Genomic DNA, 11462 nt, shown 5'->3' on the forward strand with positions numbered 1-11462 from the left:
CTTCACCGGATGCGCATGAGCTTCACCAGCCCGTAGTAGGGCGGCAGGTTGTCGGCGCTCTGCAAGGGCATGCCGGGGTTCACCAGCCCCGAGTTCTCCTTGGAGGTGGTCGTGTCCGTCTCGTCGACCCGGATCTCGACGCTGTGCTGGTGATGGAAGCCGGTGAGTTTGTCGTCGGTGGCGTCGGAGTCCGGTTCCCCGAGCGACTCGCTGGAGCTTCCCCGGTACCACCCATGGTTGTGGCCCACGCCGTGCGTGTGCACGGGCACCTGCGTGAGCAGGTGGGTGTGGTTCAGTGCCCCCCCGGTCTGCCCGATGTTCAGGTAGTCCCCGGTGCCCCGGACGAAGAGGCCGCGGAGGTCCGGCAGTCGCACTCCGTTCAGGGGCGAGTGGGGGTCATTCACCACGCTGCCGTCGCAGATGGCGAAGTTGTCCGGCAGGTCCCGCTTCATTCCCTTGGGGAGCCAGTAGTCAATCACCATGCCCACCCGGACGGTGGTGGAGATGGCCGCCGTCGTCTGCTCCTTCCCGTCCTGGAAGCGAATCCCGCCCTGGAGCACGCGCACGCGCCCCAGCACGGAGAGCGTCGCCTCGGGGATGTCCTGGGCCCCGCAGATGGTCGCGTGGCCGTTCGGGTACAGCATCAGGGGCAGTGTCTCGGTGCCCGCCTGGAACTGGAGCGTCGCGCCGCTCAGCTCCATCCGCGGGGGGCTGACCTGGAAGGACAGGCTGCTGGTGCCCTCCCGGGTCCGCAGGGTGCCTGCCCCCTCGAAGACGAGCGCCTGGCCCGCGTCGAGCCGCAGTGCGCCCGCGATGTCCAGCCGGGCCTCGGGCGCGGCGACGCCCACCCCCACCTGCCCCTCGCCGTCCAGGACGAGCGCCGGCTGGTCGCCGCGCACGGTGAGGATGCGCTCGCGCGTGCTCTCCACGTCGAGCTGTGCGTGCGCGAAGTCGCGATTCACCCGCAGCGTCCCCGTCACCAGCAGGACGCCGGTGAACGCCGCGCGGCCCAAGGACGCCACGAGCACCGGCTGCGCGTCCTGGCTCCGGTCCGCCTCCAGCCGGGGGCTCTGGTCCTCGGGGGCATCGCCGGACGCGAAGGTGACGTGTCCCGCGCGGCTCCCACAGAACTGCCGCACGCGCGGGTCCACCCGCGCCACGGCCCCGCGCTCGTCCAGGAACACCTTGCCAAGCACGACCGGGGACGCCCCCTGCGCCACGCCCAGGGCGGACAGCTCGATGCGCGGCTCCAGCAGGAAGCGCTTGTAGCCCACGGCGCCGCTCTCGGACGTGGGCGAGGCCGGCCGCTCGTCCGCGGTGAGCAGGACGAAGAGCGCCTGGCCCGGCTGCCCCGCCGCGTCGACGAGCCGCGCCTCCGTGAGGATGAGCGCCCGGCCCGCCTCGTCGATGGCCACCCCGGGGGACACCACCAGCGAGCCCGGCCGCTGGCCCTGTGTCACCTCCAGCCCCTTCGCGATGCCGGACAGGTGCAGCGCCTGGTTGAGCCCGGTGAACAGCGTCTCGAAGTACCGCTGCTCCGTGCGCAGGTCCGCCGCGGTCAGCGACTGACCGTCATGGAACAGCGGGCGCTCGGCGCCGTCCGGCGTCATCGCTCCCTGTCCCCCGCCTCCAGGCGCTTTTCCAGCCCGGCCACCCGCTCCGTCAGCTCCCGCACGCACTGGAGCAGCAGCGGCACCAGCTCCTGGTAGGAGATGGTCGCCTGGCCCTGCGCGTTGGTGCCGACGACCTCCGGGAGCACCCGGGCCGTCTCCTGCGCCAGCAGTCCCAGCCGGCGCGGGCCGGACGGGTCGGCGCGCCACGCGAACGACACGGGGCGCAGCGCGGCCACGCGCTCCAGCACCCCGGTGAGCGGGCGGACGTCCACCTTGAGGGAGGCGTCGCTCAGCGTGCGCGGCGTGCCGTCCTGGTCCAGCTCCCAGACGTCGCTGCCCGCGAAGCGCGCGGACAGGAGTGCATGGCTGCCGTCCGCCCTCTTCAGGTTGAGCCGCACGCCCGAGTCCTTCACGGTGCCGTCCGTGAAGTCGAAGCGGGCCGTGCTCGTCCCCGCGGGGAGGCCGTCCATCGCCTGCGTGACGGACAGCATCGCGTCGGTGCTGGCCGGGCCCGGCCCCACGCTCAGCGGGCCGCTGAATGCCTGGGGCTGCGCGTCCCCGGCTCCCACCGATAGCATCGCGGTGGGGGTCGTCGCGTCGTTCTTCGGCGCGGCGGGCTGCGTGGTGGGCAGCGTCAGCCAGCTCTGCTGCCGCCCGCTCGCGGCGCTCGAGTCGATGCTGGTAATCTTCCCGCCCGCGAACACGGCGGTGCCCAGGATGATGCCGGGGCCTGGGTAGTTCTGCGCCAGCGTCAGCCTGGGGTTCTCGATGATGGCATGGGTGGTCTTGAGGGACGACTGCTGGTCGGCGGTTTTGTTGTCGCCGTAGTCGAGGATGGCCTGATACGTCCCGTCCGCGGTCTGCCCCTGGACGGACATGTTCGTGCTCTGCACCACGTACAGGGGAACGCCGTTGGCGTTGAAGGCCACGCCCGGGCCCACTGCGAGCATCGACGTGTTCTGGCCGCTGAGCGTCAGGCCCTGGACGACTCCGGGCGCGAAGAGGAACCGGTTCTGGTAGGCGACCAGGTCCCGGACGTATTGCTGGTCCCGGACGAAGTCTCCGAGCTGGAGCAGCTCTCCCTCGAAATAGAACGTCCGTTCAAGCGACTTATTGGGCGGTGCGGGAGCCACGGGTTCTCCGGAGCGGGATGAGGGTATCGACCCCGACATGCGAATACTGGCCGATGGTGAAGGTCACGGTGCGCGGGCGCACCTCGTAGCGGGTCTGCAAGGGCTTCTCCGCGTCCACGAGCGTCCGCACGCTGGTGATGAGCGCCCGTGTCGCAACCGAGTCGAGGTCGTACGTGGGCAGGGGAAGGTCCACCGCGAAGCTCAGGGGCCGCGTGCCGTCGAGCACGCCGTCGCCCTTGCTGTAGGTGTCCGCCAGCGTCGAGTTCTCCCCCAGCAGGAGCGGCGGCGCGTGGACCAGGTCGATGACGCGGATGTCCGGGGCGATGAACAGGCGCAGCAGCCCCTCCAGCCCGTCGCGCGTCCCGCGCTTGCGGTACAGGGGCATCAGGCCCGCCAGCACGCTGCGCCGCCGGTCCACGCTCCACTCGGGGTTGGCGGTGAAGGCGAGCCAGCTCCCCAGCCAGTCCAGGTAGCCGGTGAGCCAGTCCAGCACCGCGTCCCGCCACGGGTCCTTGTCCTTGGCCAGGGTGGTGTCGATGGGGACGATGCCCAGCAGCGCGTTCAGGGTCCGCAGGGTGCGGGCGGTGGCCGCGTCGTTGGGGTCGCCGACGGCGTTGGTCGCCTCCACGGGCGGCATGACCGCGGTCGAGCCCGGGAACAGGAAGGACAGCCGGGGGTAGAGCAGGGAGGGGAGGATGTCGAGCACCGCCGCCATGCCCCGCTGCACGTTCGCCAGCGTCCCATCGCGCTGCCCCAGGATGCTCTCGGGAATCTGCAGGTACTTCTCGATGAACGAGGGCGTGTTGCCGGGCCCCCGCCGCGTGAGCAGGACGGGAAGGAAGCGCAGGTAGCCGGACAGCTCGTCGCTCATGGGTCCTCCGCGCGCGCAATCCGCGAGTCCGTGGCGATGCGGCCGTGCACGCCCACCTGGATGCTCCACGTGCTCTGCAGCGCCTGGAGCGTCAGGGACACGAACCAGGGCATGCCGTACTCGTAGGGCGGCGCCTCCACCACCGTCCCCACGCCGAGCGCCGCCTCGCCCACGCGCGTCCCCTGGAGCCACTGCACGTGGACCTCCAGCGGAAAGCTCGGGTCGATGCCCTCCATCCCCCCGAGCGCGCCGAGGAGGTCATGCGCCAGCAGGGGACGCCCGTGGGGCCAGCCCTCCCCCGCGCTGCCTCCCGTGAGCGGGTCCGCCAGCGCGGTGATGCGCGCCATCGCCGCCCGCAGCACCGTCTTCGGGTCGTACCCCCGCGCGACGACGAGGTCCACGCTGGCCAGCAGGGGGGTGAAGCGGGTGGTGTCCACCCGGACCGCGGTGCCGATGAGCTGGCGCGGGGCCAGGAACTGCCCGACGGCGTACACCAGCTTGTCGTACCCGTTGAGCGCCGAGAAGCTCATCGGCAGCGAGGTCACCGCCAGCGTGCCGACGAGCGCGGGGTTGGGCTGCGTGGAGTCCTCCAGGTTGTCGGCCTCTGTGTACTGGGCCGTGTACTGGGGGATGTAGCCGGAGACGAGCGTCACCCGCACGCCCGCCTCCTGGCGCCGGATGACCACGCGCCGCACCTTCTCCAGGGGGGCGCTGTCGGGCACGCTCGCGGTGCACAGGAAGGCCAGCTTCTGGAAGTCGTCCTCCGTCACCGCGCGGTCGGGGCTCGCCCAGAAGCGCTGGGCCACGGCGTGCAGCTCGGCCGCGTCCACGTCGCGCCCGGCGGTGGCCCAGAGGTAGCGCAAGAGTTCCACGTACGCCGGGTCCATCAGGACGGACTGCCCGCCCAGGCTGATGGCCACCTGAGCGCGCCTCACGATGTCGCGCTGCGCCGTCAGCAGCGCCTGGGCGACGCCCTGCTCGGGCACGCCCGCGGCCAGCAGCAGGAAGTTCCGGTACGACGCGTCCGGGACGCGGTCGATGCGGTAGTACGTGGTCTCCGCCACCCACGACAGCAACTGGAGCAGGGTGATGCCCGGGTCGGACGCGTTGTAGTCCGTCCAGTTGGAGCTGAAGGTGGGGATGGCGTTGCGCAGCGCCGTGAAGATGTCCTCGTAGCTCTCCGGCGCCAGGTCGGGCAGGCGCAGCTCATCCGCCATGGCTCACCTCCAGGCTCAGGGCGCCGGCGCACGGCAGCTGGGCGCGCACGAGCGGGACGGAGGCGCTGCCGCCATTGAGCGCGACGCCGTCGATGATCGCCACACCCTGCACGTCCTCCAGCGCCTGCGCCACGTCCGCCGCGAGCACCGTGGCCCCGAAGTCCCAGCCGCCCTCCCGTCCCGGGCCGCCCAGCGGAGCGAAGAAGCGCGTGAGGAAGGCCTCCATCCGCGTCCGGACGACGGCCTTCTGCGCGTCCGGCTGGAGCACCGCGCGGACGAAGACGTCGATGGGCAGGTACTCCGGTCCCACGACGGACAGGGCGTCCACCACGACGAAGGGGGCGCGGGGCCTCAGGTACGCCTCCACCTCGTCCACCAGGTCCGACGTGACGGTGGGCCGCGGGTCGAACTCTCGCGGGACGACGGCGACGGACAGTCGCCCGTCCAGCTCCGCGTAGGCGGTGGCGCGGCCCACCCGCTGGGAGCAGGTGAGGGCGAGGGTGGCGAAGTCCTCGGCGCTCACGGCCCTGTCCCGCGCCTTCAGCCGCCGCGGGCCGAGCGTCCGCAGCGCGTCGAGCGTGTCCGCGTCGGTGCCACCCCGGGAGGCAATGACGTTGGTGACGGAGTCCACGCCGGGCAACGCGCGCTGGAGCATCGTCAGCGAGCCGGCGGGCTGGTTTCCCACCAGTCCGCCGCCGCTGCGGTACTGGCTGGCGCGGATGTTGTTCTCCCCCGGGGGCGGGGCCATGCCGCGCACGCCGTCCCCGAACGTCAGCACCCCGCTGGCGTGGTCCAGCACGTAGTGCCGGTCGGTGGCGCTGGAGAAGGAGAAGCTGGACACCTCCTCCCACGTCACCCACGTCTGCGCGCCCGCGGCCCCGGCGAGCGGCTGGCCTCCGGGCAGCGCCTGCGCGGCGATGGGCAGGGCCTCGAACACCTCCACCCCCTGGCCCTCCAGCACCGGCGTGCGGGGGAACTCCACCGTGAGGCCCGGGCCGCCCGTGCCGGAGCCGAGCACCTCGTCCGTCCAGCGCACGCCGTTCACCGCGTCCGCCGCGTTCGGCACTACGGCCTGGAGCGGCGGCAGCGCCGTGGGCGTGTCCTCGGGCGCGGACAGCCGCAGCCACGCCAGCTCCTGGCCGAAGGCGGAGCTGCTCGTCACCCAGGCGGGCACCTCCACCTTCACGATGCCGGAGGTGGTGAAGTCGTTGGTGCCGTCCTGCACCTTGAGGACGCGCCAGGTGCTCCCATCGAAGGCGGACCACACTGGCGGCAGGGTGGAGGTCCATTGCCGGCCGGAGGGCAGCAGCGCGAGCAGCGACAGCGTCCGCCCGCGCACGTGCGCCAGGAAGCTCGTGGGCTCGAAGCCCAGGTAGTAGGCCGACTGCTGCTCGGGCACGGGCTGGTACGGCAGCAGGTCCAGCGGCGCGTCGGCGAACCCGTTGCGGGTGATTGCCAGCTCGGGGCGCTCGGTCAGCTCGTAGCGCAGCCAGAGCGCCGCCACGTACGGGGGGACGTAGCTGGGCGGCTGGTACTCGTAGCCGAAGTTGAGCTGGTGCTCGTTCAGGATGTCCAGCACCTCGCCCCGGTCCGTGACGAAGGAGCCAATCAGGTCGTCGACGACGTACTCCGCCGACCTCACCACGACGATGCCCCCGGGCAGGCCGTAGCCTCCGGAGGCGATGCGCGCGCGCACCCAGCGGCTGTCGCGGCCGTTGATCCGCGCCATCGCCATGGGCGGGCACGTGAACGTCACGCGCCCCGGACGGGTGAAGGCGGCGGTGCCGTCGAGCACGTCCAGTGCCAGCCAGCCCTCGTCCCAGTATTCCCACGCCAGCACCACGGACGTCGGCGGGTCGATGGGGGTGGCATCGATGTCGATCGAGATGCTCGCGCCCACGCGGGAGAACACGTCGGTGGACGCGATGTAGAAGGCGTCCTCCACCGCCGGCATCTGCCCGAAGGGGTTGCCGCCCTTGGTCATGTCCACCGCGGTGCCGTTGGTGAAGGTGGCCTCCGCCTGGAGGCGGGGCGAGCGCACGGTGGCGGAGAGGGCGGTGAGCTGCGGGAGCACCTCCGCGTCGGCGCCGCGGATGCGGACGTCCTCGGAGGGTCTCACGGTGAGCCAGAAGGACGAGCGGCCCGCGACCTCCGTGGCCTCCGTCTGGGAGAAGCCGGTGAAGGACACCGTCAGGATGTCGTAGCGCTCGGGGGTGAACTGCGGGCGCAGCACGGTGCCGGTGCCGTCCGTCCACCGCGCGAAGTAGCTCTGGAAGAGGTTCACCCCTTGCAGCGTGACGCTCAGCTCCTCCACGGGGGTGGACTGCTGGAACAAGGTGGAGCTCCCCAGGGAGAGCGCGTGCTCCAGCGGCACCAGCGCCGGGGCGCCCGCGTCGGGCTGGCCCAGCAGGGAGGGGGCCGTGGCGTACGTGTCCGCCGCAGGGGAGAGGACGTAGCCCGCCACCAGCCGCGCGGGGAGCGCCAGGAGCGGCTGGGTGGTCTCGAAGAGGAGGTTGGCGTCGTTGGCGGACGCCACCTGGGTGTTGGCGGGCAGCTCCACCGGGCCGCTGCCCGCGGTGAGGGTGAAGGTCAGGGGAACGCGTGCCGCCTGGGGCCCGCGCAGCTCCACCCCGAAGAAGTCGAGGAACGTGAGGAAGTGCTTGTCCGGGGCGCGGTTGAGCTGGGTGGACAGCGACGAGTGCAGCCGGGCCATCAGCTTGAGGAGGACCAGCCCGGGGTCGTCCGTGGAGAAGTAGTCGGGGGTGGACGGGGGCCAGAAGCCCGCCCACTCCGGCAGGTACTGGCGCGCCAGCCGGAGGGCGTCGGCGTACACGTCGTCGCTGGTGCGCGCGTCGAGGATGTACGGGGGGCGTGTCATGCGGAAGCCGTCAGCGCGCGGGCGGCGTCTCCGGCTGGGCGTGGCCGTTGGACTGCGCCGCGTGCTGGCCGTGCGCCATCACGTCCTCCAGCACCTGGATGGCGCCGCTGATGCGCAGCAGCGTCTGCTTCAGCTCGGCGCTGCGGGCCTCCAGCATGGCCAGTTGCTTCTGTCCCAGGTCGAGCTCACCGCGCAGCTCCGCGAGCCGCTGCTCCACGTAGTCTTTCACTTCGGGGCTCCTTGCGCGGGCTAGCGGCCCTGGTTGACGTAGAACGGGTACACTAGGTTCTGCCGCTGGTTCCGCGTGCGGATAACATAGTCGATGGAGATGAGGAGCACCTCCGGCTTGTCCGGGGACACGGAGGCGCGGACGTCCTCCACGCGGATGCGCGGCTCCCAGCGCTCCAGCGCCTGGCGCACGTAGAAGGCCGCCAGCTGCTGGTTGGACGTGTTCTGCGCGCTGAAGACCAGCTCCTGGAGGGCGGAGCCGAAGTCCGGCTCCATCACCCGCTCCCCGGGGGACGTGCCGAGGATGAGCTCGATGGCCTGGCGCACGTCCACCTCCGCCGCCACCATCCGGACCTTGCCGCCCTGCAGCTCCACCGGGAACGCCCAGCCGGAGCCCAGGAAGTCTTTCACGTTGCCCGCCATCTTCAGCCTCCGATGAGCACCGTGCTCTCCGCGACCACGGTCCCCGTGGGCTGGGGGACCGGAGGATCATTGCACGTCACCGCCTTGTCCGACGCGCGCGCCGCCGGCCGGCCTCCGAAGAAGACGGTGGCGCTGCCCGTGACGATCTGCCCCTGGTTGCTGGGCGGCACCGCGAAGGTGCCCCCAATGGGCACGTGGGGCGGGGTGTTCGCCGCCGTCGAGCCGACGACCGCGGCGCTCAGCCCTTGCACCTTCACGTTCTCGCACAGCGCGCCGTTGATGATGCCGCTGAAGGGGAGTGTCTGCGTCACCGGCACCGTCCCGGTCGGCGAGGGGACGAGGACGATGTGCTTGTCGATGGAGACGACGCGATCGCCTTGCTTCGCCGCGGGGAATCCCATGCACGCTCCCTCAGTTGAGCCGGATGGTGGAGCCCTTGACGCTCACGCCGCCGCCCGACTCGATGGAGACCTCGGTCGGGCCGGAGAGCTTCAGCGTCTGGGTGGCGGAAATCTCAATCTGCCCGGCGCTCAGCTTGATGCTGCCCCCGCCCGCCGACAGCTCGATGCTCCCGGTGACGGTGACGGTCATGCTCTTCTTGGTGGCGTCGAGGAGAATTTTGTCCCCGCTCTTGTCCACGATCTCGATCTGCTCGGCGCCGGAGGTGTCGTCGATGCGGATGGTGCTGCCGCCGCGCGTCTTGAGCATCCGCACGCTCTGCTGCTTCTCCTCGCCCGCGACGGGGGGCAGGTCCTTCCCGTTCCACAGCGCGCCGATGACGTAGGGCACGTTGACGTTGCCCGCCTCGAAGGCGACGAGCACCTCGTCGCCCGCGGCCGGGAGGAAGTAGGCCCCCACGCCGCTGCCGGCGAAGAAGGACGCCACGCGGCACCAGTTGGACAGGAGGGTGTTGCCCAGCCACGGGTAGCGCACCTTGATGCGGCCCAGCTTCTCCGGGTCGCCCGTGGTCTGCTCCACCAGCCCCACCACCACGCCCGGCATGGAGCGCTCGTAGCCAGAACCCTCGTCCCAGGAACCACTCATGCGCCCGTCCTCCGAAGCACGCACTCCGTCCGGTAGCCGCTGTCCTGCGAGTACAGGTGCTTCGCCGACGTCACGTAGTAGGGGCCGCTGAGCCGGCTGCCGATGCCCGCCAGCTGCACGTTGACCCCGGGCTGAATGCGCGGCTCGCCCACGAGGACCGCCTCCGCCTCGATGAAGGTGTCGAGCCCCGTCACGTAGGCCGCCTCCGCCACGGCGCGCGCGCCCTCGGGGTCGTTGATTTCAGGGTCCATGGCCGACACGGGGGACGGCGCCAGCTCCGTGGAGATCTGGTAGCCGGTCTCCCGGCCGCCCATCCGCAGCGTCGCGGGGCCGGAGTTGACGTTGGCCACGATGGGGCGCTTGTTCTTCGGATCCCACCCCACGGCCTGCACGGTGGAGCCCTGCTTGACGGCCCGCAGCCGGACCGACAGCTCGATGATCTGCTCCTTCCACTGGAGCGTCATCACCGCGGACTGGCCGGCGCGGCTGCGCCGGAAGTGCAGCGTGTTGCCGGTGACGAACAGCTCGTAGTGGATGCGGGCCGCGCGCGAGGCCAGGAAGGCGAAGTCGCTCTGGTTGGCCTGGAGCACGTACGGGTACTTCACGGGCGACTCGTCGACGGAGGGCTCCAGCTGGTTCTTCCTCGCGATGCGGATCGCCATGCCCGAGTCACTCTGCCCCTCATAGACGGCCTGCGCCGTCCCGAACTGGAGCCGGTACAGGGCGTCGAAGCCGCGGAACTCGACGGTACTCTCGGTGGAGAAGTCCGCCAGGATTTCACCCACCTCGCCGGTGAAGAGGGGCGTGCTGCCCTCCCCGAAGGACACCTCCATGGACGCGCCAATGCGGGCCAGCGACAGGTCGATGCCCTGCCAGTCCTCCTTGCTGGGATTGACGCTGCCGACCTCCACGACACAGGTGGCGGGGAGGTTCAGCTCCTGCTCCACCTCCGCGCGCCGGAGCGCCGCGAGCATGTTGTCGGGGAGGGGGGCGCCGGCGAGCCGGAGGGTGATCATGCCGACCTCGGCCGGTCCAACCGGCCGGCCTGCGACGCCGCGCGGGGCTCGGGCGACTCACCCCGGTCCGGGATGATGAGCGCGGTGCCGACTTGCTGCGTGGTGGGGAAGTTCAAGGGGTCGGTGATGCCGTTGAGGCTGGCGATGCGCGTCCAGGCGCCCGCGTCGCCCAGCTCGCGGAACGCGATGAGGTCCAGCCGGTCCCCCTGGCTGACGATGTGGATCTTGCGGCAGTTGTCGAGCCCGGCGTTCTCGATGGCCTGACGGGGCGTCAGCACCTGCTCGAACGTCACCGTCAGCTCCGCGCGGACGGGGGTGCCGGACGGCAGGAACATGGTGAAGCGCTGGTCGAGCTTGCGGATGACGCCGGTGTACTGGAAGCCGCCCCAGCTGAAGAGGCACGTGGGGGGCTCGCGGGGCTCTTTGGCGCCGACGGAGGGCTCCTGGAAGGAGACGAGGCGCCGGGTGAGGGCACGCACGTCGGTGCCCTGCTCGTAGGTGTCGAAGAACAGGCTGACGGTGAAGGTGGGGCTCTCCATCCGCAGGAACTGGAGCGTGGCGCCCACGCGCGAGGTGACGAGCTGCGTGCTGCTCGTGTACTCGGTCGGGTTGTACATGACCTCGAGCTGCTCGCGGGTGTCGAGGTTCTGGATGATGGCCTTGCGCAGCGTCATCGAGGCGCCTTTCGAGCATCGCGCACGCGAGTGCGGCGGTTCATCTCCACCAGGATGCGGTCCGCGAGCTTGCGCACGTCGTTACGGGAGAGCCCCTCCACATCGAGCACGCCCTGAGCCGTGTTCGGGCGGACGGCGTTCGGCCGGCCCATGGGGTCGGCGGGAGCCATGGGGAGCGCCGCGCCCTGGCCGGGGCGCGCGGAGCTCGCGGTGCCCCTGTCGGCGGTGGCGTCCGCTTCCGCGCGCCGGTGCTCCAGCGGGAGCGAAGGGCCGAGCCGGAGCCTCGGCCGGGGGGAGGTGGCGTCCTCGGCCGGGACACCGCCCGTGCCCGCCTGAAGCGGGACGAGGCGGAGGAGGGGAAGGCC

General features: G+C 71.3%; 12 protein-coding genes. All 12 read right to left on the reverse strand.

Annotation, left to right across the window (positions count from 1 at the left end; all coding sequences use genetic code 11):
• Nucleotides 1-2: 2 nt before the first annotated feature.
• The gene (locus D7W79_RS09775) at nt 3-1610 is read right to left on the reverse strand and encodes a hypothetical protein (protein WP_120525080.1); all 1608 of its coding nucleotides are present in this window, start codon (nt 1608-1610) and stop codon (nt 3-5) included.
• Complete coding sequence (locus tag D7W79_RS09780) at nt 1607-2746, reverse strand: tail fiber domain-containing protein (RefSeq protein WP_158616932.1); 1140 nt, start codon at nt 2744-2746, stop codon at nt 1607-1609. The genes D7W79_RS09775 and D7W79_RS09780 overlap by 4 nt, the downstream gene beginning before the upstream one ends.
• On the reverse strand, nt 2724-3617 hold the full coding sequence (locus D7W79_RS09785; RefSeq protein WP_120525082.1) for a phage tail protein: 894 nt from the start codon (nt 3615-3617) through the stop codon (nt 2724-2726). The genes D7W79_RS09780 and D7W79_RS09785 overlap by 23 nt, the downstream gene beginning before the upstream one ends.
• Entirely contained in the window at nt 3614-4834 is a 1221-nt protein-coding gene (locus D7W79_RS09790; protein ID WP_120525083.1) for a hypothetical protein, read from the reverse strand. The genes D7W79_RS09785 and D7W79_RS09790 overlap by 4 nt, the downstream gene beginning before the upstream one ends.
• Complete coding sequence (locus D7W79_RS09795) at nt 4824-7712, reverse strand: putative baseplate assembly protein (protein ID WP_120525084.1); 2889 nt, start codon at nt 7710-7712, stop codon at nt 4824-4826. The genes D7W79_RS09790 and D7W79_RS09795 overlap by 11 nt, the downstream gene beginning before the upstream one ends.
• 10 nt (nt 7713-7722) lie before the next feature.
• Nucleotides 7723-7941 carry a hypothetical protein gene (locus D7W79_RS09800; RefSeq protein WP_120525085.1) on the reverse strand — a complete coding sequence of 73 codons (219 nt, stop codon included), beginning with the start codon at nt 7939-7941 and terminating at the stop codon, nt 7723-7725.
• 20 nt (nt 7942-7961) lie between these two features.
• On the reverse strand, nt 7962-8363 hold the full coding sequence (locus tag D7W79_RS09805) for a GPW/gp25 family protein (protein ID WP_120525086.1): 402 nt from the start codon (nt 8361-8363) through the stop codon (nt 7962-7964).
• 2 nt (nt 8364-8365) lie between these two features.
• Nucleotides 8366-8764 (reverse strand): PAAR domain-containing protein, encoded by a 399-nt coding sequence (locus D7W79_RS09810; RefSeq protein WP_120525087.1) that lies wholly within the window; start codon nt 8762-8764, stop codon nt 8366-8368.
• 10 nt (nt 8765-8774) lie between these two features.
• Entirely contained in the window at nt 8775-9407 is a 633-nt protein-coding gene (locus D7W79_RS09815; protein WP_120525088.1) for a phage baseplate assembly protein V, read from the reverse strand.
• Complete coding sequence (locus D7W79_RS09820; RefSeq protein ID WP_120525089.1) at nt 9404-10423, reverse strand: phage late control D family protein; 1020 nt, start codon at nt 10421-10423, stop codon at nt 9404-9406. Before D7W79_RS09820 ends, D7W79_RS09815 begins: the two co-directional genes overlap by 4 nt.
• The gene (locus tag D7W79_RS09825; RefSeq protein ID WP_120525090.1) at nt 10420-11097 is read right to left on the reverse strand and encodes a CIS tube protein; all 678 of its coding nucleotides are present in this window, start codon (nt 11095-11097) and stop codon (nt 10420-10422) included. The genes D7W79_RS09820 and D7W79_RS09825 overlap by 4 nt, the downstream gene beginning before the upstream one ends.
• The coding region (locus tag D7W79_RS43600) for a hypothetical protein (protein WP_158616933.1) at nt 11094-11462 on the reverse strand (369 nt) is incomplete at its 5' end. The genes D7W79_RS09825 and D7W79_RS43600, both read right to left, overlap by 4 nt.

This window comes from Corallococcus exercitus (assembly GCF_003611585.1).
Lineage (GTDB): Bacteria > Myxococcota > Myxococcia > Myxococcales > Myxococcaceae > Corallococcus > Corallococcus exercitus.